The 26,053-nt window shown below is 67.2% G+C and carries 17 protein-coding genes; 7 read left to right on the forward strand and 10 right to left on the reverse strand.

The window, feature by feature from the left end:
• Window positions 1-442: 442 nt before the first annotated feature.
• The 4 genes from pks2 to MELE44368_RS09370 all read left to right on the forward strand — a co-directional run bounded on the left by pks2 (window position 443) and on the right by MELE44368_RS09370 (window position 11,001).
• Window positions 443-6,730 (forward strand): sulfolipid-1 biosynthesis phthioceranic/hydroxyphthioceranic acid synthase, encoded by a 6,288-nt coding sequence (pks2, locus tag MELE44368_RS09355; RefSeq protein WP_264032524.1) that lies wholly within the window; start codon window positions 443-445, stop codon window positions 6,728-6,730.
• A gap of 25 nt (window positions 6,731-6,755) precedes the next feature.
• The gene (locus MELE44368_RS09360) at window positions 6,756-8,201 is read left to right on the forward strand and encodes a condensation domain-containing protein (protein ID WP_046753759.1); all 1,446 of its coding nucleotides are present in this window, start codon (window positions 6,756-6,758) and stop codon (window positions 8,199-8,201) included.
• Between the two features lie 24 nt (window positions 8,202-8,225).
• Window positions 8,226-9,584, forward strand: a complete 1,359-nt coding sequence (locus MELE44368_RS09365; RefSeq protein WP_083042242.1) for a WS/DGAT/MGAT family O-acyltransferase — start codon at window positions 8,226-8,228, stop codon at window positions 9,582-9,584.
• 97 nt (window positions 9,585-9,681) lie between these two features.
• Window positions 9,682-11,001, forward strand: coding sequence for a condensation domain-containing protein (locus MELE44368_RS09370; RefSeq protein ID WP_083042306.1), 1,320 nt, complete (start codon window positions 9,682-9,684; stop codon window positions 10,999-11,001).
• On the opposite strand, the gene MELE44368_RS09375 is transcribed toward MELE44368_RS09370, so the two are convergent.
• Window positions 10,998-11,819, reverse strand: a complete 822-nt coding sequence (locus MELE44368_RS09375) for a phthiotriol/phenolphthiotriol dimycocerosates methyltransferase (protein ID WP_046753762.1) — start codon at window positions 11,817-11,819, stop codon at window positions 10,998-11,000. The two genes, MELE44368_RS09370 and MELE44368_RS09375, sit on opposite strands and share 4 nt — an antisense overlap.
• A gap of 78 nt (window positions 11,820-11,897) precedes the next feature.
• On the opposite strand from MELE44368_RS09375, the gene MELE44368_RS09380 reads away from it, so the two are divergent.
• Window positions 11,898-13,292 (forward strand): hypothetical protein, encoded by a 1,395-nt coding sequence (locus tag MELE44368_RS09380; RefSeq protein WP_128108235.1) that lies wholly within the window; start codon window positions 11,898-11,900, stop codon window positions 13,290-13,292.
• Between the two features lie 17 nt (window positions 13,293-13,309).
• Here MELE44368_RS09380 and MELE44368_RS09385 read toward each other — a convergent pair whose 3' ends face one another.
• Together MELE44368_RS09385 and MELE44368_RS09390 are read right to left on the reverse strand one after the other, a co-directional pair.
• Window positions 13,310-14,584, reverse strand: a complete 1,275-nt coding sequence (locus MELE44368_RS09385) for a glycosyltransferase (RefSeq protein WP_128108236.1) — start codon at window positions 14,582-14,584, stop codon at window positions 13,310-13,312.
• A gap of 171 nt (window positions 14,585-14,755) precedes the next feature.
• Window positions 14,756-15,103, reverse strand: coding sequence for a nitroreductase/quinone reductase family protein (locus MELE44368_RS09390; protein ID WP_235674692.1), 348 nt, complete (start codon window positions 15,101-15,103; stop codon window positions 14,756-14,758).
• A 390-nt stretch (window positions 15,104-15,493) separates the two neighbouring features.
• On the opposite strand from MELE44368_RS09390, the gene MELE44368_RS09395 reads away from it, so the two are divergent.
• Window positions 15,494-18,685 (forward strand): MMPL/RND family transporter, encoded by a 3,192-nt coding sequence (locus MELE44368_RS09395; RefSeq protein WP_206613728.1) that lies wholly within the window; start codon window positions 15,494-15,496, stop codon window positions 18,683-18,685.
• 11 nt (window positions 18,686-18,696) lie between these two features.
• On the opposite strand, the gene MELE44368_RS26590 is transcribed toward MELE44368_RS09395, so the two are convergent.
• From MELE44368_RS26590 to MELE44368_RS09405, 3 genes are read right to left on the reverse strand one after another with little or no spacing between them, the layout of a single operon-like run.
• Window positions 18,697-19,491, reverse strand: coding sequence for an ABC transporter permease (locus tag MELE44368_RS26590; protein ID WP_064918549.1), 795 nt, complete (start codon window positions 19,489-19,491; stop codon window positions 18,697-18,699).
• Complete coding sequence (locus MELE44368_RS26595; protein ID WP_164890070.1) at window positions 19,488-20,231, reverse strand: ABC transporter permease; 744 nt, start codon at window positions 20,229-20,231, stop codon at window positions 19,488-19,490. The genes MELE44368_RS26590 and MELE44368_RS26595 overlap by 4 nt, the downstream gene beginning before the upstream one ends.
• Window positions 20,228-21,160, reverse strand: a complete 933-nt coding sequence (locus MELE44368_RS09405) for an efflux ABC transporter ATPase subunit, DrrA-related (RefSeq protein WP_128108237.1) — start codon at window positions 21,158-21,160, stop codon at window positions 20,228-20,230. The genes MELE44368_RS26595 and MELE44368_RS09405 overlap by 4 nt, the downstream gene beginning before the upstream one ends.
• Before the next feature lie 134 nt (window positions 21,161-21,294).
• On the opposite strand from MELE44368_RS09405, the gene MELE44368_RS09410 reads away from it, so the two are divergent.
• Window positions 21,295-22,383, forward strand: a complete 1,089-nt coding sequence (locus MELE44368_RS09410) for a class I SAM-dependent methyltransferase (RefSeq protein ID WP_206613729.1) — start codon at window positions 21,295-21,297, stop codon at window positions 22,381-22,383.
• Between the two features lie 28 nt (window positions 22,384-22,411).
• On the opposite strand, the gene MELE44368_RS09415 is transcribed toward MELE44368_RS09410, so the two are convergent.
• The 4 genes from MELE44368_RS09415 to MELE44368_RS09430 form a co-directional block, all read right to left on the reverse strand.
• Window positions 22,412-23,011: a TylF/MycF/NovP-related O-methyltransferase gene (locus MELE44368_RS09415; protein WP_128108238.1), complete on the reverse strand. Its 600-nt coding sequence runs from the start codon at window positions 23,009-23,011 to the stop codon at window positions 22,412-22,414.
• A 237-nt stretch (window positions 23,012-23,248) separates the two neighbouring features.
• Window positions 23,249-24,238, reverse strand: coding sequence for a glycosyltransferase (locus MELE44368_RS09420; protein ID WP_128108274.1), 990 nt, complete (start codon window positions 24,236-24,238; stop codon window positions 23,249-23,251).
• Window positions 24,239-24,264: 26 nt separating this feature from the next.
• Window positions 24,265-25,410: a DegT/DnrJ/EryC1/StrS family aminotransferase gene (locus MELE44368_RS09425; protein ID WP_046753884.1), complete on the reverse strand. Its 1,146-nt coding sequence runs from the start codon at window positions 25,408-25,410 to the stop codon at window positions 24,265-24,267.
• Entirely contained in the window at window positions 25,388-26,038 is a 651-nt protein-coding gene (locus MELE44368_RS09430) for an LbetaH domain-containing protein (RefSeq protein ID WP_052761633.1), read from the reverse strand. The genes MELE44368_RS09425 and MELE44368_RS09430 overlap by 23 nt, the downstream gene beginning before the upstream one ends.
• Window positions 26,039-26,053 lie beyond the last annotated feature (15 nt).

Consider the following 26,053-nt stretch of genomic DNA (forward strand, 5'->3'; position numbering starts at 1 on the left):
AGGCCGGTCGCCAAGGCCAAGAGCGAATCTGGGAAATATGTCCCACTCTTGGGAATGGCCTGCTAGATTGACGCCCATGCTCGATCTCACTGGCCCGAAGCAAACCAGCACCAACGCAGCGTGGCCACCTGATCTGCTAACGGTCGACTCCCGCGACAGGTTTGCGGGCTCGGCGATGCCTTCTGAGGGTGACTGCGCAAACTACGGGATAGTTGCCGTCGCCGGGGACACCTGGCGGTCCCGGGCCCGGTGCAGCTGCGGTTGGCAGGGGAGGCAACACTGGTTGTCAGCTATAGCGGTTTACGATGCGCATCTACATGCGGCCAGCAACCAATGCCGGCCGGCGGTGCCATTAGTATTCAGGAGTTGAGACAGGGCGCGACTTTCCCCTTATTCTGTTTCGGTCGCATTCAGTGCTCACTCCTGAGAGAGGTTTACAGACGTGGGTGAAACGCGCACAAATTCCGTCGCTGTAATCGGAATGTCGTGCCGCCTTCCGGGGGGGATTGTTTCCCCTGAGCAGCTATGGGAAGCGTTGCTGCGTGGCGACGACTTCGTAACTGAGGTGCCTGCCGAGCGCTGGGATGCCGAACAGTACTACGACCCGGAGCCAGGCGTGCCGGGGCGGTCCGTCTCCAAGTGGGGCGCCTTCCTCGACGACGTGGCCGGCTTCGACGCCGACTTCTTCGGCATCACTGACCGCGAGGCCACCGCGATCGACCCGCAGCACCGGCTGCTCTTGGAGACCGCATGGGAGGCGGTCGAGCACGCGGGCCTGAACCCGACGGCGCTGAGCGGATCCAAGGCCGGCGTGTTCATGGGCGTGACCCACAACGACTACGCGTACCTGGCCGCCGACACCCAGACCCTGGAGGGCCCGTACGGGTTCACCGGGACGAGCTTCAGCCTGGCCTCCGGACGCATCGCCTACGCGCTCGGCGTCCACGGCCCGGCCTACACGGTCGACACCGCCTGCTCCTCGGGCTTGAGCGCGATCCACATGGCCTGCCGCAGCCTGCAGGACGGCGAGAGCGACCTCGCGCTGGCCGGCGGGGTTTCGGTCTTGCTCGAACCCCGCAAGGCGGCCGGCGGTTCGGCCGCGGGGATGTTGTCCCCGACCGGGCACTGCCGAGCGTTCGACGAAGCCGCCGACGGGTTCGTCTCCGCCGAGGGTTGCGTGGTGCTCACGCTCAAACGACTCGACGACGCGCTCGAGGCGGGCGACAGGATCATGGCCGTCATCCGGGGCACCGCGGTCAACCAGGACGGCCGCACGGTCAACATCGCCACGCCGTCCTCGGAGGCGCAGATCAAGGTGTACCGGGCGGCGCTGGCGGCCGCCGGCGTGGAAGCCGGCACCGTCGGCTTGGTGGAGGCGCACGGCACCGGCACCCCGGTCGGCGACCCGCTCGAGTACGCCAGCGTGGCCGAGGTGTACGGCTCCGACGGGCCCTGCGCGCTGGCCTCCGTCAAGACCAACTTCGGCCACACCCAGTCGGCGGCGGGTGCGCTGGGCGTGATGAAGGCCGTCTTGGCCGTGCAGCACGGCGTCATCCCGCCGAACCTGCACTTCAACCGCCTGCCCGACGAGCTGACGCGGATCGAGACGCATCTGTTCGTGCCCCAGTCCACGACGGCGTTTCCGACCAACGGTCAGCAGCCCCGGCGGGCCGCGGTCTCGGCCTACGGGCTGTCCGGGACGAACGCGCACGCCATCGTCGAGCAGCCGCCGGAGCCGGTGGCCCCGCAGAGGCCCGCCGAGGTCTCCGGCCCCCTGCTGTTCCCGCTGTCGTCGACCTCGGCCGGTGAACTGCGCCGTACCGCGGGGAATCTGGCCGACTGGCTGGCCAAGAGCGGAGACGGCAACGGACGCGGACCGGCGATCGACCTGTTCGACCTGGGTTACACGCTGTCGCGCCGGCGCGGTCACCGCTCGGTGCGGACCTCCGTGATCGCCGGCGGTCGCGAGGAACTGATCTCGGCGCTGCGCGACGTGGCCGACGGGGAGAGCCCCTACGAGGCGGCCGTCGGACAGGACGACCGCGGGCCGGTGTGGGTGTTCTCCGGGCAGGGCTCGCAGTGGGCCGGCATGGGCGCCGAGCTGCTGGCGCGCGAGCCGGTGTTCGCCAACACCGTCGCCGAGCTGGAGGAGTTGATCCAGCGCGAGTCGGATTTCTCTGTCACACAAGCGATGTCGGCACCGCAGACGGTGACCGGGATCAACCAGGTGCAACCCACCGTGTTCGCGGTCCAGGTCGCTCTTGCCGCGACGATGAAGTCCTACGGTGTCACGCCCGGCGCGGTCATCGGGCACTCCATGGGCGAGGTGGCGGCCGCGGTGGTCGCGGGGGCGCTGACGCTCGAGGACGGCGTGAAGGTCATCTGCCGGCGGTCGAAGCTGATGGCGCGTATCGCCGGTTCGGGCGCGATGGCGTCGGTGGAGTTGCCCGCCTCCCAGGTTCTTTCGGAGCTCGCCGCGCGCGGTGTCACCGACGTCTCGCTCGCGGTCGTCGCCTCGCCGCAGTCGACCGTCATCGGTGGCGCCACCGAGTCGGTGCGCGACCTGGTCGCCGGGTGGGAGCAACGCGACGTGATGGCACGCGAGGTCGCGGTGGACGTCGCCTCGCACTCGCCGCAGGTGGATCCGATCCTCGACGAACTGGAGGAGGTCCTTTCCGACCTCGACCCGATGGAGCCCGAGATCCCGTACTACTCGGCGACGCTGTACGACCCGCGCGACGAGCCGGAGTGGGACGCCTACTACTGGGTGGACAACCTGCGCCACACCGTGCGGTTCGCCGCAGCCGTGCAGGCGGCGCTCGAGGACGGCTTCCGGGTGTTCGGGGAACTGTCCCCGCACCCGCTGCTCACCCACGCGGTCGACCAGACGGCCCGTGGCCTCGACATCCCGCTGACCGTGCTGGCGGCCATGCGCCGAGACCAGCAGCTGCCCTTCGGGCTGCGTCCGCTCGTCGCGGATGTCCACAATGCCGGTGCGGCAGTCGATTTCTCCGTGCTCTACCCGGCCGGGCGGCTGGTCGACGCACCGCTGCCGACTTGGACGCACGAGTCGCTGCTGCTCGACCGCGACGGTCAGGACGCGACGACGCGCGGGGGATGCACGGTTTCGGTGCACCCGCTGCTCGGCTCGCACGTCGTGCTGCCCGAGGAGCCCGAGCGCCACGTGTGGCAAGGCGAGGTCGGCACCGAGGCCCAGCCCTGGCTCGGTGACCACCAGGTCCACGAGGTCGCGGTGCTGCCGGGCGCGGCGTACTGCGAAATGGCGCTGGCCGCGGCGCGCACCGTGCTCGGCGACACCGCCGAGGTCCGCGACATCGTCTTCGAACAGATGTTGATGCTCGACGAGACGACGCCGATCTCGGCCACCGCATCCGCGCTGGCGCCGGGGATCCTCGATTTCGCGGTGGAGACCTACGAAGCCGGCGAACGGACCCGTCGCGCACACGCGGTGCTGCACGCCGAGGTGGCCACCGATGAGGGCGCCCACGACATCGATACGCTGCTGACCGCTCACGCCGACGGGGTGGACGGCGCAGACCTGCGGGCGGCGTTCGGCGCGTTGGGGATTCAGCACGGGCCGGCGTTCTCGGGCCTGGCGACGGCCTACACCGCCGACGGTCCCGCGCACACCGTGCTGGCGGTCGTCGCGCTGCCCGGGCCGCTGCGGGCGCACCAGGGCGCCTACGGCGTGCACCCGGCGCTGCTTGACGCCTGCTTCCAGTCCGTGCTCGCGCATCCGGTCGCGCAGAACGCGGCCGTCGGGGGCATGCTGCTTCCGTTGGGTGTGCGCCGGTTGCGCGTCAACGGTTCGGCCAGAAACGCGCACTATTGCTACAGCCGGATCGTCAAGGCGGACGCCGAGGGCATCGAGGCCGACCTCGACATTCTCGACGAGCGAGGCGCGATCCTTTTGAGCCTGGAGGGATTACGGCTGGGCACCGGCGCCTCGCAGAAGGCGCAGGCGGACCGCGTGCTCAACGAGCGGCTGCTGAGCATCGAATGGCACCAGCGCGAGCTTCCCGAGGCCGACTCCGTCGACGCGGGATCGTGGCTGCTGATCAAGACCAGCGGCAACGGCGACATCCTCACCGCGGCGCTCGGCGATGCGCTGAAGGCCGCGGGCGCAGAGTGCTCGACGATGGCGTGGCCACAGCACGCTGACCACCAGAGCAACACCGAACTGCTGATGTCCTACGTCGGCGAGCAGGTGCTCACCGGTGTGGTGGTCGTGCCGGATCTCGCCGACGGCGATGCCGGCGCCCACGCGTCGGTGCGAGGCGGCGACCATGTGCGTCACCTGGTGCGGATCATCCGTGAACTGCCGGAAGCCCCGGGGGAACCGCCGCGGCTCTACGTCGTGACGCGGAACGCGCAATCGGTTGTCGCCGACGACGTTCCGAACCTGGAGCATGCCGGTCTGCGCGGCTTCATCCGCGCGATCGGGATGGAGCACCCGCGGCTGCGCGCCAGCCAGATCGACATCGACGAGGCGACCGGCGTCGAGCAGTTGGCCCGCCAGCTGCTGACCGGGTCGGACGAGGACGAGACCGCATGGCGCGACGGTCAGTGGTACACCGCGCGGTTGAGCCCGGCTCCGCTGCGCGCCGACGAGCGATACACCGCAACGGCGTCCAACCAGCATGACGGTATGCGGCTGCAGATCCGCACGCCGGGTGACCTGGAATCGCTGGAAATGGTGTCGTCCGAACGAGTTCCGCCCGGCCCCGGCCAGATCGAGGTCGCGGTCAGCGCGTCCAGCATCAACTTCGTCGACGTGCTCGTCGCGTTCGGTCGCTGCCCCAGCTTCGACGGACGGCTGCCGGAACTGGGCTCGGAGTTCGGCGGCGTGGTCACCGCGGTCGGTCCCGGCGTGACGACCCACCAGGTGGGGGACCGCGTCGGTGGCGTCTCGGCCAACGGCTGCTGGGGCAACTACGTCATCTGCGAGGCCAACCTCGCGACCAAGTTGCCCGACGGGCTCGAGGAGCATCACGCCGCGGCGGTCGGCCTCGCGTACGGCACGGTGTGGCTCGGCCTGCAGGAGCTGGCGAGGATCTCCTCGACCGACAAGGTGCTGATCCATTCCGCCACCGGCGGTGTCGGCCAGGCCGCCATCGCGGTGGCCCGCGCGGCCGGTGCGGAGATCTACGCCACCGCCGGCAGCGAGGCTCGGCGCCAGCTGTTGCGGGACTGGGGGATCGAGCACGTCTACGACTCCCGCAGCACCGAGTTCGCCGACCAGATCCGCCGCGACACCGACGGCTACGGCGTGGACATCGTGCTGAACTCGGTGACCGGCGCCGCGCAGCGGGCCGGCCTGGAGCTGCTCGCCTTCGGCGGCCGCTTCCTCGAGATCGGCAAGCGTGACATCTACGGCGACACCCGGGTCGGCCTGTTCCCGTTCCGTCGCAACCTGTCGTTCTATGCGATCGACCTGGCGCTGATGACGGTCACCCACCCCGACAAGGTCCGTGGCCTGCTGGAGAAGGTGTACCAGCTGACCGCCGACGGCTCGCTGCCGCTGCCGGACATCACCCGCTACCCGCTCGCCGAGGCGGCCAGCGCGATCCGGCAGATCGGCGGCGCCCAGCACATCGGCAAGCTGGTGCTCGACGTGTCGCACTCCGGCACCACCGAGGTGATGGTGCCGCCGGAGGAGGCTCCGACCTTCCGCTCCGACGGTGCCTACATCGTCACCGGCGGCCTCGGCGGACTGGGTCTGTTCCTCGCCGAGAAGATGGCTGAACAGGGTTGCGGACGCATCGTTCTCACCTCGCGCAGTAAGCCGAGCGTCAAGGCACAGGAGATCGTGGAGCTCATCCGGTCCACGGGCGCCGACATCGTGGTCGAGTGCGGCGACATCGCCGCGGAGGGCACGGCCGAACGGCTGGTGGCCGCCGCGACCGCGACCGGGCTGCCGCTGCGCGGCGTGCTGCACGCGGCGGCGGTCGTCGAGGACGCCACCCTGCCGAACATCACCGACGACCTCGTAGAACGGGACTGGGCGCCAAAGGTCTACGGCGTCTGGAACCTGCACCGTGCGACGCAAGGGCAGCCGCTGGACTGGTTCTGCTCGTTCTCGTCGGCCGCCGCGCTGGTGGGGTCGCCGGGCCAGGGTGCCTACGCCGCGGCCAACAGCTGGCTGGACGCGTTCACGCGCTGGCGCCGTGCGCAGGGCCTTCCCGCCAGCGCCATCGCATGGGGCGCCTGGGGCGAGATCGGCCGCGGCACCGCGCTGGCCGAGAACGACGCGGCGATCCTGCCCGACGAGGGCGCCTACGCCTTCGAGTCCCTGCTGCGCTACGACCGCGTGTACACCGGTTACGCCCCGATTCTCGGGACGCCCTGGCTGACCGCGTTCGCGCAGCGCAGCCCGTTCGCCTCGGCGTTCAAGTCGGCAAGCCAGAGTTCCTCCGAGGGAAGGAAACTCCGGGCCGAGCTGGCCGCGCTGCCGCGCGACGAGTGGCCGACGCATCTGAGAAGGTTGATCTCCGAGCAGGTCGGCCTGATCCTGCGGCGCGCGATCGATCCCGACCGCCCGCTGTCCGAATACGGGCTGGACTCGCTGGGCAACCTCGAACTCCGTACCCGGATCGAAGCCGAAACGGGAATCCGCATCACCGCAATGGGAGTCAACACCGTGCGCGCATTGGCCGACAGCCTGTGCGAGACACTCGCGGCAGACGACACGGTCGCGGCGTCCTCATGACGACTGCACCGAAGGAGGCGAAATAATGTTCGCGCTAGAGGCAATCCACGAGTGGGTGGACGCTCCGGGCCAGCTGATCACGTGGGATCCGTCACCGGCGACCCTTGCGAAGGTCAGCGAGGCCCCGATCGCCGACGTGCCCGCCAGTTACCAGCAGGCGCAACATCTTCGGAACTATCGCGACCATGCGGCCCGAGGCACCGAGATGGCCCGGTTGACCATCCCGGCGTGGAACATCGCCGGCCGCTGCGATGTGCGGGCCATGACACATGTGCTCAACGCCTACCTTCGACGCCACGACACCTACCGCAGCTGGTTTCAGTTCGACGAAGATGACCGCATCGTGCGACGTACGCTGCGCAGCCCCAAGGACATCAAGTTCGTCGCATCCGAGCGCGGCGAGAAGACCGCCGCCGAGTGGCGCGACCACATCCTGGCAACCCCGTCTCCGCTGAACTGGGATTGCTTCCGCTTCGGGGTCATTCAGCGCTCGGACCACTTCACGTTCTGGATGAGCGTGGATCATCTGCACGTGGACGCCATGTTCATGGGCCTGGCGTTCGTCGAGATCCACATGATGTACGCCGCGCTGGTGGGCGGCGGTGCGCCCATCCCGCTTCCGGAGGCAGGCAGCTATGAGGACTACTGCATCCGGCAGCGCGAGTTCACCTCCTCGTTGACGCTCGACTCGCCTCAGGTGAACGAATGGATCAAGTTCGCCAGGGGTAACAACGGAACCCTGCCGCAGTTCCCGCTTCCGCTCGGCGACCCGGCGGTGCCGTGCGAGGGCGATCTGATGACGGTGCAGCTGATGGACGAAAAGCAGTCGGACCGCTTCGAATCGGCGTGCATCAAGGCGGGTGCGCGGTTCATCGGCGGGGTGTTCGCCGCGACGGCTCTGGCCGAGCATCAGCTCACCGGTGCGGACACCTACTACGTCATCACGCCGACCAGCACGCGCAGCACGCAAGCCGAGGTGATGACGACGGGCTGGTTCACCGGCACGGTTCCGATCACGGTGCCCGTCAGCCCGGCGTCGTTCGCCGAAACCGCAAGGGCGGCACAGGCTTCGTTCGACTCCGGTCTGGCCCTGGCACATGTTCCGTTCGACCGGGTGCTGGAACTGGCCGCCGCCGAACGCGGGTTGACGCCGCCGAAGCCGGGTGTGCCGATGATCTCCTACCTCGACGCCACGATCGCGCCGCTGTCACCGGCCGTCGTCGCCGAGTGGAACGGGCTGAACGGCAAGATCTACAGCGAACTGGGCGCCGCCCACCAGGTGGGCATGTGGATCAACCGGTTCGGCAACGGCACGTCGGTGACGCTGGCGTTCCCGAACAATCCGATCGCCCGTGAGTCGGTCACCCGCTACGTCGACGCGATGAAGGCGATGTTCGTGCGGGTCGCCGACGGCCGCGGCGAGCTGGCGGCGTCGCCGGAACTCGTCGGCGTCACCCAGAAACTGTCCTAGCCGCGGGGTGACACGGACATCTCGATGACTGAGGCGGTACAAGCGCGGCCGGACAACCGGCTCTCGTTCACCGACCAGCTGCTGTTCCTCGGACAGCGAGCCACCGGTCAGGAACTCGTCATGCAGTGCGTGTGGGTGTATGAGCACCCCGTCGACATGGACGGCTTGCGCCGGTTCCACGACAACTTCGGATACGGGCTGTACGGGCGGGTGATCGAACGCTCTCCGCTGCCGTTCGGCAGGCACCGGTGGGTGTCCTCGCCGGGGCCGGCCTCACCCCTCGACATCGTCGAAACCCCGCGTCCGCGAGCCGAACTCACCGATTGGATCGACGAACGCGCTCAGCTGCCCATCGACCCGGAAACCGGGCCCAGCTGGCATCTCGGGGTGCTGCCGATGACCGACGGGTCCACCGCGGTCTCCATGGTCGGCTCGCACTGTCTGGCCGACGGGCTCGGCGGGCTGCTGACGATCGTCGATGCGATCCAAGGCAACCGGCGCGACTTCGGCTATCCGTTGCCGCGCTCACGCCCGCGGTTCCGGACAGCCGCCACCGATCTCAGGGAGACGGCGCGCGGACTTCCCGAGGTGGCGCGCACGCTGGTGAAGGCCGGTAAGCAGGCCGTGCGCCGCCGCCATGAGTTCAGCGGGCCCGGCGGACCACGCGCCGAGACGAATCAGGCCGGCATGGACGAACACGTCGTCGTGCCCGCGGTCACCATCTACATCGACCTCGCCGACTGGGACGCACGCGCGCAGGCGCTCAACGGATCGAGCCACTCGTTGGTCGCCGGGTTCGCCGCGAAACTCGCCGAACGCCTCGAGCGGTGCCGCGCCGACGGTGCCGTCACCCTGCACCTGCCGATCAGCACCCGCACCGCGGATGACACGCGGGCCAACGCGGCGTCGATCGCCACCGCCGTCATCGACCCCACCTCGGTGACCACCGACCTGTCGGCGGCCCGCCGCGAGATCAAGCAGGCGCTCACGACGCTGCGCGAAGAGCCCGACGAGACCCTCGAGCTGCTGCCGCTGACCCCGTTCATCCCGAAGCGAGCCGTCAAACGCGGCTCCGATGTGGTGTTCAGCTTCGCCGACATGCCCGTATCCTGTTCCATCCTCGGCGATGTCGATTCCATCGTCGCGCGCGCCGACGGCACCGAAGCCGAGTACGTCATGCTCCGCGGGGTGGACCGGCACGTGCCACGCGGATACCTCGAGCATCGCGGCGGGCTGCTGACCGTGCTGGCCGGACGCATCTGTGGCAAGGTGTCGATCACCGTGGTCGGCTACCAGGCCGGCGAAGAGAACTCCAAGGCCCGGTTGCGCGAGCTGGCCGCCAAAGTACTGGCCGAGTTCGAGCTCACCGGCGTCATCGAGTAACAAGAAAAGTATGGCCATCCAAACCAACCCGAGGTGGCAACGGCTGAGACGTCGTGCCGCCAAAACCGAAGGTGCGCAGGAAAATCAGCTCACCTTCATGGACCAAGCCGGCTTCCAGCTGCTGCGCGCGACTGGGCGCGGCCAACTCATGCAGATGCTGTGGATCTACGAGCATCCCGTCGACTACGAGGGGCTGCGGCGGTTTCACCGCAACTTCGGCTACGGACTGGCCGGCCGCCGGATCGAGCGGTCAGTGCTGCCGTTCGGCAGGCACCGCTGGGTCTCGTCGCTCGGCCCTGTCGCCGATCTCGACATCGCCGAACCGCGGCCCCGTTCAGAGGTCAGCGACTGGTTCGACGAACGGGCCCAGGTGCCGGTCGATCCGGAGTGGGGCCCCGGTTGGCACATGGGTGTGCTGCCGATGACCGACGGGTCGACCGCGGTCACCTTGGTGGGGTCGCATCATCTCGCCGACGGTGTGGCTGCGCTGCTGTCGGTCGTCGAGGCGGTCCACGGCGCCCGGCGCGACCTCGGTTATCCACCGCCACGGTCGCGCAAGCGTTTTCGCGCCGCGGTGACCGATCTCGGGCAAACCGTCAGAGGCGTACCCGAGGCGGCGCGGACGACGGTCAATGCCGCGAAGCTCGGCTTGCAGAGCCGCGGGGAGGCGGCGGTGCCGACCACGCCCACCCCGTCGGCCACCGGGTGGCCCGATCCCGAGGCCCGGGTCGTGGTCCCGGCCGTCACCGCCCTGGTGGACCTGGCCCAATGGGACACCCGCGCCGAATCACTCAACGGCACAAGCTATTCCCTGGTGGCCGGTGTCGCCGCCAGACTGGGTGAGCGCATGGGGCGCAAACGCGCCGACGGCAAGGTGACTTTGGTGATGGCGCTCAACGGGCGCACCGGGCTGGAGGACACCCGGGCGAACGCAATGCTTTTCGCGTCCGCCGACATCGATCCGGCCCCGGTGACAACCGACCTCGACGATGCGCGAAGCACCGTTCGGCAGGCGCTACAGACGGCCAGAGATGAGCCCGACCCGACCTTGCAGCTGCTGCCACTGGTGCCGTTCGTGCCAAGGCGGGCGTTGAAGCGAGTGGTCGAGCAGTTCCTGGGATCCGGTGCCGAGCTTCCGGTTTCGTGCTCCAACCTGGGCGACGTGCACCCTTCGGTGGCGTGCCCGGACGGCACCGAAGCCGAGTACACCATGCTTCGCGGTGTCGATCAGAACGTGCGCCGCGCCGACCTGGAACGCGCGGGCGGGCAGCTCGTCGTGGTGGCAGGCCGTATCAGCGGCAAGATCGCCATCGACATCATCGGCTATCAGGTCGGCGCCGAGAACTCCAAGCAACGGTTGCGGGAGTTGGCGGCGAGCACACTGGCCGAGTTCGGGCTCAGCGGCGAGATCATCTAGTTCTTGACCAAGCAGTACAGCCGGTAAGACAGGTCGCCCCTTTCGACCTCCTCGTACAGCGGAGAGCCCTTGGTGACGGCGACGTCACGCCCGAACCTGCGCAACAACTTCGGCGCGTGCCGGTTGATCAGCTCTTGGTAGCGCGGCGAGTTCATTTCCAGCCCGCGCAGCACCTGCTTGTTGATCTCCTCTTCCGACACCAGCTGCAGCGACGAATCCCTAAGCGCGGCTTCCCATTCGGGAATGCCGTCGCGGTCGCGAAGATCGGCGTAGAGGAAGTGCCCGCCCGGCGCGAGCACCCGGACGACTTCGGCCAGGAACCGACGGTAGTTGGGGTAGAGGTGCGCCGCTTCGACGTTGATGACCGCGTCGAAGCTCTCGTCGGGGAACGGCAGGTTCTCGGCGTCACCCTGAACGAACGACAGTCCGGGCAGTTGGTGCCGCCGCTTGCAGAACTCGATGCCCGCGGGGTTGAGATCCAGGCCGGTGTAGGACGCCGGACGCATGGTGCGTGTGATGTATGAGGCGGCGCCGCCGTGGCCGCAGCTGACCTCCAGCACCCGTTTGCCTTCAAGATCGGTCTGCGCCGCCACCCGGTGGTAGAGCTGAATGCAGAGCCGATCGGGTTCGTCCGAGGGATCCAGTGGCAGATTCATCGGCGGGTCTTCCTCATATCCCCAGTTGAGGAAGAGGACTTCGTCTGTACCGAGCCGCCGGGTCACCAGGCTGTAGCCGTACTTGCCGATGACCTTTCCGAGGTGTCGGTGCGAGAAGTTGACGACCTTGGTGACCACCGGTCGGTAAATTTGCTCAATCATCGGTGCCAGTATTTCAGGCGCACGACATAATGTCTGCGGCAGGTGCAAAGTGCGCCCGGGTCGAAGAGAAGAGGTGACGTGAGGTTCGGCGGTGCCCAACCCAAGTCGCGCTCCGGCCTCCCCTCCAGCGGTGACTCCACGGTCGACAACACGCTGGCCTACATGGACCAGGCGTCATACCTGTGGGTGCGCGTCAGCGGCCATGTCCACGGTATTCAGTGCACCTGGGTTTATCCGCGCGACGTCGACCTCGACGGCCTACGCCGGATGCGCGACAACCTGGCCTACGGCCTGTTAGGACGCCGGATCGAGCCGTCCCCGTTTCCGTTCGGACGGCACCGCTGGGTGGCGTGCCACGAGTCTCCGGAGATCGACATCGCCGGACCGGCCCGCGCGCGTAGTGCGGTCGCGGAGTGGGTCGACGAACGCGCACAGGTGCCCGTCGACCCGGAGTTCGGCCCGGGTTGGCACCTCGGTGTGCTTCCAATCGAGAACCACGGTGCGGCGGTCAGTTTGGTGGCCTCCCACACCGTGGTCGACGGGCTGGGCCTGTGTCTCGCGGTGGCCGACGCGGTCAAGGGTGTGCGGCACGACTTCGGCTATCCCCCGCCGGGTTCGCGCACCAGGAGGCAGGCCTGGATCGAGGACGCCCGCCTGGCCGCCCGCGGGCTACCGCAGGTGGCCCGCGCGCTCGGTGCCACGGTCGAGGTCGGCGTGCGCGACCTGCCCGAGCTCGTCAGGCAGCGGCCTGCGCGGCCCCGTCGCAGCCGCGAGCCGGACCGGCCGGCGGTGGTGCCGACCGCGACCGTCCACATCGATCTGGCCGAATGGGATGCCTGCGCCGAACGGCTGCACGGCACCAGCAACGCACTGATCGCCGGGTTCGCCGCACAGCTGGGACGGCGATTCGGGCGGGTGCGCGCCGCCGACAACTTCGTCACGCTCTCGTACCCCGTCAACGACCGCACCGAAAACGACTTGCGCGCCAACGCGATCAAGGGCATCGACTTCGCGGTCGATCCCGCGCCTGTGACGTCAGACCTTCGCGACGTGCGCAACACGATCAAGCAGGCGCTGGTCGAGGGCGCGGGCAAGTTCAAAGACTTCGAGCGCGTCTTCCCGCTGATCCCGATGGTGCCCACCGCGTTGGTGAAGAAAGTGCCGCTGGGGGCGATGAACTCCGCTGACCTGCAGGTCGGCTGCTCGAACCTCGGTGAACTCGACCCCGCGGTGGCTTACGCCGACGGCACCGAGGCCGAGACTGTCTCGTTTCGCATGGTGGAGCAGAACCTGACCACGCAAAGCCCCGAACTCGCCGGGGGCGAGCTGAATTTGGGCACCGGGCGGATCAACGGCAAGCTCTTCCTCAACATCCGCGCCTACCAGCCGGGCGGCGACAACTCGCGGCAACGGTTGCGTGAGCTTGTCGCTGCCACGCTGGCCGACTTCGGGTTGACCGGCGTCGTCGAATAGCGTTTCGCCGCACCGGCCTAGCGGTGGCGCGCCGAGCCCTTGCCCCCACGGGTGCGGACCGCATCTTCGAGCAGATCGGCTGCGGCGCTGACGCTGGCGGCGGGTTTGGTCATCTGCGTGGCGACGTCACGGGCGCGGGCGAGGTACTTCGGCTCCAGGACCGTGCGCAGCGCACCGAGCAGCGAGGCACGTGTCATGCGCGAAAAGCGCAGCCCGGTACCGACTTCCAGCCGCTTGATCTGAGCGGCCCACACCGGCTGATCGGCGCCGACCCAGAGAATGAGCGTCGGCACCCCCGCTCGGACCCCCGCCGCGGTGGTCCCCGAGCCGCCGTGGTGGACGACCGCGCGGCACAGCGGGAACACCGCCGCGTGGTTGACGGCGTTCACGAGCTTGACGTGGTCGCCCTGCGCGTCGACGGTGGCTTCGCTGAGGTCCCAGACACCCTTGGCGATCAGCGCTCGCTCGCCCAGCTCGGCGCAGACGTCGGCGATCATCGCGACGGCGTCGTCGGGGGACTGCACCGGCATGCTGCCGAACCCGAAGTAGATCGGCGGCGTGCCCGCGGCGATCCACGACGTCACCTCGTCATCAGCGTCGGCCCCCAACTCCACCGTCAGCGACCCGATCAACGGACGGCGACCGCCCCATTCGTCGGAAAGACGCGGAAAGAACACCTCGTCGTAGGCCTGGATCTCCAGCGCCCCACCCTCCTCGATGCGCCGCGCGGCGCGCACGGTCGCCTTCGGCAAACCCAACTCACGTCGCTGCGCGTCGTCCGCCTCCTTCAGCGCGCGCCAGTGCGCCCACTCGGCCACCGCCCACACGGGCCGGACCAGCTGGGGCGGCAAAGGCAGCGGGAGGGCCTGGCTGTTGGCGCGGGCCGGGAAGTAGTGAAACGCCGCCAGCGGGATGCCGTGATACTCCGCGACGTTGGCCGCGACCTCCTGGTAGGTCGTGCCGGTCAGGATCAGGTCCGCGTCCTCGGCGAGGGGCGTCAGCGTCGCGCTCATCTCGGCCCAGCCCTGGGTGATGTACTCCCTGAGCTCGCGCAGGGCGGTCAGCGGATTCTGGATCTTCCAGTACTTGCGGAAGATGTCGGCGTCCAGCTGCTGCTGGGAGTCCACGCCGTAGGGAACCGCCGGTGGGAGGCCCGTTCTGGCGACGAAGGAGACGAGGTTGGGCGGAACGGCCAAGCGCACGTCATGCCCGCGGCGCAGCAGCTCCAGGCTGACAGCCGCGCAGGGTTCGATGTCGCCACGGGTGCCGTGGACTGCGACCACGAATTTCATCGGCCATCCTGCCGTGTCGACACGTCCTGCCCGGTGCGACGGCTGTTTCCCATCGTCATGACGGACACGCCCCGATTAGAGCACAGGCGCGCCGGCGGGCGAGCCCGCCGCCCCACCGCGGGCGCTTCTCACGCAGCCATCATCTGATGAACACACCCCGAGGGCGCGGGATTACCCGTTATCCACGACGCGGAACACGGGGTACAGGCTGGCTATCCGTTCATACTCCGTCAACGGTGACCGCATATCGACAGGAAAGTGCGGCCGCGCCCCAGGCGCGATTTCCAGATAGCGCCTGAGTATCGGTGCCCTCTCTGGCGCGGCGACTTCCTCTAAGTGGACATGCTCGATTCCACGCCGTCGAAGAACCGCCCGCCCGTCGGCGGCGCGCACATTTCTGACCCAGTTGGCGTTCTCTCCCAACATTGAAACCAAGTAGCGCGCGCCACCGTAGTCGGCAACCACCACCGGCAGGCGAACGACTCGGCCTGTCCGTCGACCACGAACCTCCAAGGTCATGTCACACGGACGAGACAGAAGCCCCGCGGCTATCAGTCGAGCCCAGAGCCAGTTGAGCGGCCGCGCGATCACTCCTGGCCGACCGCCGCGATAAAGCCATCGGGAGACCCAGTGAAGACGCGGAGTCAGCCCTCGACCGCTAGACACTTCTGCCAGCCGCCGGTTGACCAAATAAGCCAAGACAGTGATCGATACCCATGTCTATTGAGTCTGTCGCATAATCGCGGCCGATTCACCCTACTGCAGGTGTCGGTAAGGAACAAAGCGTTCTTCAGCCATTCGCAGCGACGGGCCCATCAACCACATCAGGTGATAGGAGCAGGTCAGACACCGTGTCCGGCAAACTCCGATGCCGCCGAACTCGCCGCCTCAGCCGTGTAGCCTTGACTGGTGTTTTCGCGCGCCAGATTCAGCGGTGCGTTGCAGGGAGGGTTCTTTCCAGCCCTGGGCAAGCTGGTCGTCCGTCACCCCCTGCTGGTGATTGCTGCCTGGCTGGTCCTGGTGGGCACCCTGCTGCTGTCGGTTCCTCCGTTGATGGAGGTCGCGGCCAGGAAACCGCCGCCGTTGCTGCCGGAGGGGTCGTCGGTGATGGCCTCGGCCGACGCCATGCAGGACGCCTTCGACGAGGCCGGCGCCGGTAACGCCGCCATCGTCGTCCTGACCAACAAGAACGGGCTGACCACGCGGGACGAGCAAACGTACCGAACGCTGGTGGACCGGCTCAACGCCGACACCGAACACGTGATCGGCACGCAGGACTTCGTCAGCATCCCCGAACTGCGTTCGGTGATGACCAGCGAGGACAACAAGGCCTGGCAGCTGCCCGCCAGCCTGCACGGGACGATGGGCCTGGCCGACGGCCAGGAGGCCTTCTCGGGATTCCGCGAGATCGTCGACGAAGTCACCGCGGGCACCACGCTCACGCCTCACATGGTCGGCGGTGCCGCGACGCTGGAAGACCTCAACGAGTACGGCGTGCGCGACCAACACGTCGTCGAGATCGCCACCGTGCTGATCGTGCTGATCATCCTGATCCTGGTCTACCGCAACGTCGTGGCCATGATCCTGCCGCTGCTGATGATCGCGGTGTCGCTCGGGGTGGCGCAGGCTGCCGTGGCCGGCCTCGGCGACCTGGGGCTGCTGGGCCTGGGACCGCAGACGCTGGTGCTGATGACCGCGGTGATGATGGGCGCGGGTGTCGACTACGCCATCTTCCTGTTCACCCGCTACCACGAGTGCATCCGCAGCGGTCTGGCCTCCGATGACGCGCTGATCTCCGCGCTCGGCTCGATCGGGAAGGTGATCGCGGGCTCGGCGGGCACCACGGCGATCGCGTTCTACGGGTTGGCGTTCACCCAGCTGGCCGTCTTCTCCACGGTCGGGCCCGCACTGTCGGTCACGGTCGTGATCGGCTTCCTCGCGTCGATCACGCTGTTGCCCGCGATGATCACGCTTGCCGGCCGACGGGGCTGGGTGAAACCGCGCAAGGACCTGACCGGCCCCTGGTGGCGGCGGTCCGGGCAACACATCGTCCGCAGGCCGCTCGCGCACCTGGCCGCCAGTCTGGTGATCCTGATCGCCCTGGCCGCCTGCGCGTCGTTGATCTCGTACAACTACGACGACAGAAAGAACCTGCCCGCCGACGCCAAGAGCAACCAGGGCTACGACGCGTTGGCCGAGCACTTCCCGGTCAGCAGCACGGTTCCGCAGTTCGTCTTCATCCAGTCATCGCAGAACCTGCGCAGCCCGAGGGCGCTGGCGATCATGGAGGAGATGGCGCAGCGGATCAGCCAGCTGCCCGACATCGACATGGTGCGGGGGATCACCCGGCCCACCGGCCAAGTGATCGAACAGGCCAAAGCCACCTATCAAGCCGGCGAAGTGGGGAACAAGCTCGGTCAGGCCTCCGAACTCATCACCGAGAACGACGCGAACCTGGATCTGCTGGCCGGCGGGTCGCACAAGCTCGCCGACACGCTCGACCAACTCCGGAACAGCGTGCTGAGTGGCGTCATCACGGTGCGCCCGCTGGTGCACGCGCTCGCCGCGATGCAGCAACAGTTCGGCGGATCCAAGACACTCGACGAGGTCGACAAGACGGCGTCGTTGGTGGAGAACATGCGCGACCTCGGCGAGGCGATCGGCGTGAACACCACCCGGATCACCGACATCCACGCCTGGGCGACCCCGATGGTCAACGCGCTCAACGTCAACCCGGCATGCGATGCCGATCCGGCCTGCGTCGCCTCCCGCCAGGATCTGCGGGAGCTCACCGCCCCGGAGAACGCCGCGACGGTACAACGGATCGCCGAACTCGGTCGCGAACTCGAGGGCACCGAGGGCACCCAGACCCTCGACGAGACTCTGCGCTCGGTGAGCGAGAGCATGGAGACCGCGACCGAGGCGGCGCGTCAGCTGGGAATGGACAAGCCGGGCAGCGTGGCCCAGCAGCTCGCCACCGTGGAGCAGGGGGCCAACCTGCTGGCCGACTCGAGCCGTGCGCTGGCCATCGGCACCCAGCTTCTGGTCAATCAGACCAAGGTGATGGGCGGCGGACTGGATCAGGCGTCGGCGTTCCTGGAGGCCATGAAGCGCGACGCGTCCGACCCGCCGATGTCCGGGTTCAACATCCCGCCCCAGATTCTCACCCAGCCGGAATTCCAAAAGGCCGCAGCGCTTTTCATCTCGCCGGACGGTCACTCGGCGCGTTTCCTGGTGCAGACGGCGCTCGACCCGTTCGGCACCGAGGCAATGGATCAGGTCGACGACATCATCGAGGCGGCCGAGAGCGCGAAACCCAACACGATTCTGTCCGACGCCGACATCTCGATGGTGGGATTCTCCTCCGTACAGGACGAGATCCGCGGTTACTACGGCGGCGACGTCAAGTTGATCATGATCTTCACGCTGGTCGTCGTGTTCGTGGTCCTGATCGTATTGCTGCGTTCCCTCATCGCGCCGATCTACCTGGTGGGAACCGTTGTGCTGTCCTACCTTTCGGCCCTGGGCATCGGGGTGGTGTTCTTCCAGTTCATCCTCGGACAGGACATGGCGTGGAGCGTGCCGGGGATGACGTTCCTGGTGTTGGTGGCGGTCGGCGCCGACTACAACCTGCTGCTCATCTCGCGCATCCGCGACGAGGCGCACCTGGGCATGGGGCCTGCGGTCGTGCGCACCATCGGCGCGACGGGCGGCGTCATCACCTCGGCGGGCCTGATCTTCGCGGCGTCGATGTTCGGCCTGACCTTCAGCAGCCTTTCCGCCCTTGTCCAAGTGGGCTTCGTCATCGGGGTGGGCCTGCTGCTGGACACCTTCGTGGTGCGCACCGTCACCGTGCCCGCGATCGCCGTCCTGCTCGGAAACCTCAACTGGTGGCCGTCGAAACCCCCTGCGCTGGTCAAGAAACGGGACCGGCAGCCGGAGCCGCCGGACGAGCCGCCGACCGAGGTGCTCAGCACGGTCGCGCCCGAATCGATGGCGAGACGAACCGTCGGAGGCCGGGTCCGGCCCAGAACCGCCGGCCGATTCGCCAAGCCACACCGGTCTCCGGCGCGTCCGGTGGGCTCGGGTGTGACGTACTGACTCGGGACCGGTTAACCGGACTCGGCGGCGAGACGGTATCGGCGGACGGCCAGGGGCCCGAACACCGCGGCGAACGCGAAGAACCACACGATGGTCAACGTCAGCGGCATCACGGGTGAGGTGCCCTCGACGAAGGCCCGCATCGAGTCGATCGCCGCGGACATCGGTTGGTACTGGATCAGCGGCTGCATCCACGAGGGGTACATCCCGACGGGCGCCACGCCGGAGCTGGCGAACACCATGCCGACGGATCCTGTTGCGAGGTAAGTGAAGACGGCGTTGACGTTGGGGCCCGCCGAGAGCGCGAACGTCAGGATCACGGTGGAGAAGACGAGCACCACCAGAACCGGCACCAGCAGGAAGGGGATCACCGCGAGCCAGCCGCCCGCGAACCGGAGCCCGAGCGCGACGCCGACGGCGGTGATCAGCCCGGCGGCCACCAGCGTGCGTACAGCCTCGGCGATCAGCCTGCCGACGATCACGCTGGCGCGGTGAACGGGGAACGTCCACCAGCGGCTGAGCAGCCCGCTGGCGCGTTCGAAAGGCACGGAGAAGCCGGCGCCGAGCGCCCCGAACATGCCGCCGGCCAACGCGCACATCGGCACCAACGCCTGCAGGTTGTCGGTGCCGGAAATCGCCACCATGGACTCGCCGACGAGCAGGTAGTAGACGATCAGTAGCAGCGTCGGGAGCAACAGGCTCTGGATGGGGATCGCCGGCATGTTGCGCCAGTGGTTGGCGTGCCTGCCGGCGAACAACAGGCTTTCGGCCAGCAGAGAGGACCGAGGCGACGCGTTCGGGGTCATTGCGTCCGCCGTTGCATCCGCAGTGCGATCGCGCCGAACACGACGAGCAGGCCCACCGTCCACGCCAAGGTGGCCACCAGATTGATGCCCGAGACGCTGCCGAGGGCAAGCCCGCGCAGCGTCTCGGTCACATGCGAGACAGGCTGGTGGCGCACGAAGGGCTCGATCCAGTCGGGGAACGCCGACACCGGCGCCATTCCCGTGGAGAGCAGCACCAACAGCAGCTGTGGGATGAGGAGCAACTGGCTCACCGCATCGAGGTTGTATCCGTACGACCCCATCGCGTCCGCGCCGAGGGACAAGGCCAGCGTCAGCAGCAGCGCGACCCCGACGAACGCCGCCGCGTACAGCGCGCCGCCCATCATCCGAAACCCGAACAAGTAGGCGGTGGCGATGGCCGCTGCGATGGCCAGCACGCCGCGCAGCAGGCAGTACATCATGCGAGCCATCAGCGGGGCCGCGGTGTTGATGGCCAACGTGTGCAGCCGGACACCGATTCCGAGCCTGCGGTCCTTCGCGGCCCGTTCGGTGGTGGTCAGCGCGCCGAAGAGCATCGACTGGACGACCACTGCGGGCACGACGTACTGGGGGTAGCTCATGCCGCCCGTGTTGATCACGTTCTGCAGCGCGAATGTGAAACCCAGGAACGTGACGATCGGCGTGGCCACCCCGAACAGCAGGTCATGATCGCGTAGTGAGGAAAGCACCACGCGCTCGGTCAGAACAGTGACCGCGGTCATACGGTGATACTCGACGGGGTGAGGTGCAGGAACACCTCATCCAGCGACGGCTTGCGAAGCGATATGTCCAGCAGTTCCACGCCCAGTTCTTCGATTCGGCGCACCACCATCACCAGCGTGGCCGCGCCGTCGCGGGCCGGCACCGACACGGTGTTGGCAGGAACGTCGATCTCGGTGCCCTCGATGTCGGCGACCGCGGCGAAAACCCGGTTCAGATCGGCCGGATTGAGCGGGGTCACCTCGCAGTAGCCGAACCCCATGCGCCGCTTGAGATCCTCGGCCGTGCCGCTGGCGATGACGCGGCCGCCGTCGAGAATGACGACGGAGTCACTGAGCACGTCGGCTTCGTCGAGATACTGCGTGGTCAGCAGCACGGTGATGTCCTGAGCTTTCAACGACGCCACCAGCGCCCACACGTCACGGCGGCTGCGCGGGTCCAGCCCGGTGGTGGGCTCGTCGAGGAAGAGCACCCTGGGCGGAACCACCAGGGCGGCGGCGATATCGATTCGGCGTCGCATGCCTCCCGAATAGGTGAACACCGGGCGGTCGGCGGCCTGGCGCATGTCGAACCGTGCGATCAGCTCCTCGGCGCGAACGCGCGCCTCCTGGCGGCGCAACCCTCGCAGCCGCCCGAACAGCACGAGGTTCTCGCGACCGGTGAGAACCTGGTCGAGGGCCGCGTCCTGGGCGGTGAGCCCGATGCTCTCCCGTACCTGCCCCGGTTGCCGGACGACGTCGAACCCGGAAACCACAGCTCGACCTGCCGTCGGGCGCAGCAAAGTGGCCAGGATTTTGACGAGGGTGGTCTTGCCGGCGCCATTGTGGCCAAGCAAAGCGCACACCGATCCGGTGGGCACCGAAAAGCTGACGTCCTGCAAAGCGGACACCGACCCGTCGAAGGTCTTGGCAACGCCGTCTAGCTCAATCACAAATTCACGATACCGTCGATAGAAGGGCTATATAACCGTTATTCGGCCGAGTCATCTTCTCACGAAGCCGCCGCAGTCCGAAATTTTCGGCCGGTCGTGGCCTTGCCAGGCAAGACATCACCCGAATTTCTCCGATGCTCGTCCGATTATTCGGCTGTCCGCGGCCTGTTGATCGCGGCCCACAACGTCGGGCGCCGGTTATTCTGGCCCGGAACACTGGGGGCTGCGATGCGCAGAAGGCCACATGCGGTGAGCAAATCGGTCGCCACGGCAGGGGGGCGCCGGGCGGCAACTGCGCCGCTGCGCTGCCACGACGCACGCTCGGCTGCCCGGCAACCCGGTCGCCGGTCGGCAACTGCGCCGCTGCGCTGCCACGACGCACGCTCGGCTGCCCGGCAACCGGGTGGAAGGAAGGCAAGGGGAACGATGATCGTGGGACACAGGTATTGATGTTGGACAACGGGTGGGACGTCGGCCGCTCTGTACGCCGATTGGTTTTTAGAGGCCCGCTTCGGTGCAACCTGTGCGGATCCGGGGTCCGTTTCCGCAGCGTTACCGGGGAACTCGGTGAAACCTTCGCGAAGTACGGCTTTCCCTATTCTCTTGATGATTTCGAGACGCTGAATCACCGGCAGTACCGCTGTCCGGTGTGCGGTTCGGCCGACAGGGACCGGTTGTACGGCTTGTATGTGGATCGCTTCCTGCCACCGGACCGCGTCCGGCGAGTGCTCGACTTCGCGCCGTCACCGTCCTTGTCGCGGTACCTACGCGGCCGCGCCGATCTCGATTACCGCACGGCGGATCTGATGATGGCCGGCGTCGATGATGTCGTCGACATCACCCACATGCCGAACTATGCCGACGGTTCGTTCGAATTCTTCATCTGTTCCCACGTCCTCGAGCACGTCTCTGACGATGCCCTGGCGTTGAAGGAGCTGTATCGCGTGCTGACGCCCGGGGGCCGCGGCATCGTCATGACTCCGATAGCTCCCGAAGGCAGCTTCGACGAGGATCCCTCGGTGGTCGACGAGTCCGAACGGTGGCGCCGCTTCGCTCAGGGTGATCACGTGCGTCTTTACGATCGCTCGACGCTCTGCGCGCGGATCCGCAACAGCGGGTTCGAGGTGACCGCCCTGGATTCGCGCACGTTCGGCCAGGAAACCTTCGCCGAGCATGCCATCGCCGAAAACTCGGTGCTGTACGTCGTGGAAAAGCCGGCCTAGGGCGTACCGATATCCGCCGTTGCGTGGTTCAGAGCTTCATGCCTATCCGGTTCGTGAAGTTCACCCGATGCAACATGATTCGTCGATCCGGCTCTACGAAGTATTCGTCGACGGCGCGGCGGGCGCCGAGCGCATGCCCGTAGTCATCGATGATGAGCACACCACCCCGTACCAGCTTGGGGTAGAAGTGTTCGAGTTCAGCCTTGGTGCTGTGATAGGTGTCCGTGTCCAGCCGGAGCAAAGCGATGTCGCCGTTCGAATTCTCTACCGCGGTCTGCTCAATGTCACCGCGGACAAGATGAACGTTCTCCATGGGGTAGCCGGTCGATGCGATGTTCGCGGCCACGATCGACTCGAAATCATCGAACCGCACATCGATCGAATCGCCATACCAAGTCTTGTCGTCGGGTGCTTGCTGGCCGACGAACCCTTCGAAGCTGTCGTAGAGCCAGAGCGCGCGTGATGTGTGGTTCAGTGATAGCAGCGTCTTGGCGATGAGCATCGATGCGCCGCCGAAGAACACCCCGCATTCGACGAAGTCACCTTTGATGTTCTTCTTCACGATGTAGCGCACAGCCTCGTACAGGCTCCACATCGGTTCCAGCGGAAGCTGGGTGAAGTCGTGCACCTCCGGCACGATGCGCCAGAACGCGTCGTCTTTGATCTCGTGAAACTGCTTCCGCAGGCGGCGCTCCGAGTAGGGGGTTTGCAGATGTCCAGACCGCGCTGCGGAAGTGAGACCTGCTGTCCGTTCGTCGGCAAATAGCGGCGAGTCGGCGATAACCGCCTCAAAATATCCATGAATTCCCTTCTACGTGGAGCACAATGTAGCCCGAAATATCGTGGTCCGTGGGGCCGATTCCGCTCATTGCCGGTCGGGTGTCCGGCCACTCGGCGCCTGATCATCGCGCTTCCGATGCCGATTCAGGCGGAACCGAAATCTGGCGGTCTGGGCGCGCTGGTACTGCAGGGCCAGCGACGTCAGCAGCCGTTGACCCACATGGCGCCGCAGTAACCGCGGGTGTTTCGCGATGATGCCCTTCAACAGGGTGTGACTGGCCGGTCCGGGGATCTTCGCGATCTCACCCACGAGCCCGTACATCAGGTGGACGACGCGTATCTCGCGTCGGCGGTGACCGGAGATCAGGTCGAGCATCGCCTCGTACAACGCGGCTTGGGCAGGGCCGCGCGACATCCAGAACTTCGTCTGATCCGCGACGGAGTCATACCAAACACCTTGGGCGTGACGGCGATACACCGACATCGTCTCGGGCAACATGGCGATGTCGCCCCGCATGGCGTGCCGAAGGTGCAAGTACCAGTCCAGCGGAAGAGCGTCGGGCGGGATGTCGTCGTACCGGTCGAGGCGTCGGTACACGACCGAATTCGTCTGGATGAAGTTGTTTTTCAGCAGACCGTCGACGCTCAGGTCCTTGCGCCAGGATGCGGGCGGGAACTCGGAGTCATCGACGCGTCCGTCGTCCCACGTCGTCCTAACGGGGTGGAAACAGACACTGGTCTCGGGATGGCGGTCCATGAACGCCACCTGCTTGCTCAACTTGAGCGGGTCGGTCCAGTAGTCGTCGCCCTCGCACAGCGCGAGATACTGTCCGCGAGCAGCGGTCAGTGCTTCGGTCAGGTTCGCGGTGATGCCCACGTTCTCGGGCCTGAGGATGGGCCGAATCACCGCGGGGTGTCGTTCGGCGTACTCCCGCAGGATCGCCGGCGTGCGGTCGGTGGACGCGTCGTCGGCGATGATCACCTCGAACGGAAAGTCGGTCTGCTGGGCGAGGAAACCGTCGAGTGCGTCGCGGATGTAGGCCTCGTGGTTGTAGGTGATCGACACCACGCTCACCTTGGGTGGCCCGGCCGCCGGCCGGCTCAACGGATTCGCCCCTGTCGGACTGCGTTGACGATGCGATCGACATCTTCGGGGGACATGTCGTCGTGCACCGGCAGTGACACTATCTGCGAGCAGAGCTCTTCGGTGACCGGCAACGAGGTGGACCGGGTGAGTTCGGGGTTGGCCACGAAGTAGGGGTGCCGGTGCTGCGGCGGGTTGTAGTAGTCGCGGGCCTGAACCGCGTTGTCGCGCAGGCTTGTCAGTACGGACGCCTTGTGGTCGGCAGAGGAGCACCGCGCGCTGGCGAAGCAGAGCGACGAAGCTTCGGCGTCGACCTGGAACCGCAGACCCTCGCTGGCGAGTTCGGCCTGGTATCTGTCAAAGACCTTGTGGCGCTGGGCCAGACGCTGGTCCAGCCCGACGAGCTGGCGAAGGCCGATGGCGGCGCTGATCTCCTGCAACTTGCCGTTCATGCCGAGTTGGGTGCATTCCCGTGAGTCGGTGAAGCCGAAGTTCTCGAAGTCACGTACCCGAGCGATCAGCGCTGGATCGCGAGAGGTCACCGCGCCGCCCTCACCGATCGCGAACGGCTTGGTGGCGTGGAAGGAGAAGATCTCGCAGGTGCCGCGCGAGCCCAACGGATTGCCGTCGGAGTATCTCGAGCCGAAACCCGCCGCCGAGTCGATCACGATCGGCAGGTCCCACTTGGCGCAGAGCGCCTCCCACGCATCGATCTGCGGGTTGCCGACTCCGAAAACGTTGGGCAACAGGACTCCCGCGACGTCGTCGCGTGAGCCGGTCAAGATGGTTTCGGCCGACTCGATGCTCGGTTGCCAAGTGTCCGCGTCGACGTCGATGAACCAGGGTCGATATCCAGCCCACAGCGCCGCCTGTGCCACGGCGATGAAGGTGAACGATGGCATCAGCAGGTACCGGTCGCGCGTCCCGGCGCCGACAGCGGCGGTCAGCGCCGCGATGAGCGCCACGGTTCCGTTGGCGCACGTGGCGACGTGGACCTCCGACCCGACGTAATCACCGAGCGCGCGGGCGAATTGGCGCTCCTTCGGCCCGAAGTTGGTGAACCAGTTCGCCTTCAGGATCTCGTCCAAATCCAGCGTCAGGTCGGCGGAGGCGGGGAAGGTCGGCCGGATGAACGGAATCTCAAATGGCATCGAGCCATCCATTCCGGACCTTCACCACCGTTGCGGGCACGCCGGCGACGACGGCGTTGGTTGTGGTCACGTCCGACAGCACCGTGGCGCCCGCCCCGACCACCACCCCGTCGGCGATCGTCACATCGTTGGAGATGCTTGCGCCCACGCCGACGAACACGCCGTCGCCGAGGCGGGCGCGTCCCGCGACGTGAGCGCCGGGACCGATGGTGACGAACGAGGCGACCCGCACGTCGTGGCTCAGCGTCGCCCCGACGTTGATCAGGCAGTGCTCGCCGAGCACCACATCGACGGTGATGACCGCACCCGGGGCGATCACGGTGCCCGCGCCGATCCGGCACGACGGGTCGACGTGCGCTGCGGGGGAGACGATGGTGGCGAAGCGCTCGCCGGGCCATGTCGCCACCATCTTGTGGCGCAACGCCGGTGCGCCGACGGCGGCGATCACCGCGGCGTCGCGATCCGCGACCGACGGGGCAGAGATGTCGATCATGTCGGGGGCCGCCGGGTCGAGGTAGTCCGAGGAGACGGCGCAGAACGTCTCCGTGCCCGGCGGTAGATAGGACGCGACCTCTCGGGCTTGCCCTCCGGCGCCGAGCAGGCCGACGCGCAACGGCGTTTCGCCGGCCGCACCGTCCATACCAACAATCACCTC

The sequence above is a fragment of the Mycolicibacterium elephantis DSM 44368 genome, from assembly GCF_004014805.1.
Lineage (GTDB): Bacteria > Actinomycetota > Actinomycetes > Mycobacteriales > Mycobacteriaceae > Mycobacterium > Mycobacterium elephantis.

Bases quoted from the DNA above. Each gene is read 5' to 3' on its own strand.
- MELE44368_RS09410 (WP_206613729.1), top strand. From the start codon at position 21,295: ATGCTCGTCCGATTATTCGGCTGTCCGCGGCCTGTTGATCGCGGCCCA.
- MELE44368_RS09430 (WP_052761633.1), bottom strand. From the start codon at position 26,038: ATGGACGGTGCGGCCGGCGAAACGCCGTTGCGCGTCGGCCTGCTCGGC.
- MELE44368_RS26590 (WP_064918549.1), bottom strand. From the start codon at position 19,491: ATGACCCCGAACGCGTCGCCTCGGTCCTCTCTGCTGGCCGAAAGCCTG.
- MELE44368_RS26595 (WP_164890070.1), bottom strand. From the start codon at position 20,231: ATGACCGCGGTCACTGTTCTGACCGAGCGCGTGGTGCTTTCCTCACTA.
- MELE44368_RS09360 (WP_046753759.1), top strand. From the start codon at position 6,756: ATGTTCGCGCTAGAGGCAATCCACGAGTGGGTGGACGCTCCGGGCCAG.
- MELE44368_RS09365 (WP_083042242.1), top strand. From the start codon at position 8,226: ATGACTGAGGCGGTACAAGCGCGGCCGGACAACCGGCTCTCGTTCACC.
- MELE44368_RS09385 (WP_128108236.1), bottom strand. From the start codon at position 14,584: ATGAAATTCGTGGTCGCAGTCCACGGCACCCGTGGCGACATCGAACCC.
- MELE44368_RS09425 (WP_046753884.1), bottom strand. From the start codon at position 25,410: ATGGATGGCTCGATGCCATTTGAGATTCCGTTCATCCGGCCGACCTTC.
- MELE44368_RS09375 (WP_046753762.1), bottom strand. From the start codon at position 11,819: ATGATTGAGCAAATTTACCGACCGGTGGTCACCAAGGTCGTCAACTTC.
- MELE44368_RS09370 (WP_083042306.1), top strand. From the start codon at position 9,682: ATGGACCAAGCCGGCTTCCAGCTGCTGCGCGCGACTGGGCGCGGCCAA.
- MELE44368_RS09390 (WP_235674692.1), bottom strand. From the start codon at position 15,103: ATGACCTTGGAGGTTCGTGGTCGACGGACAGGCCGAGTCGTTCGCCTG.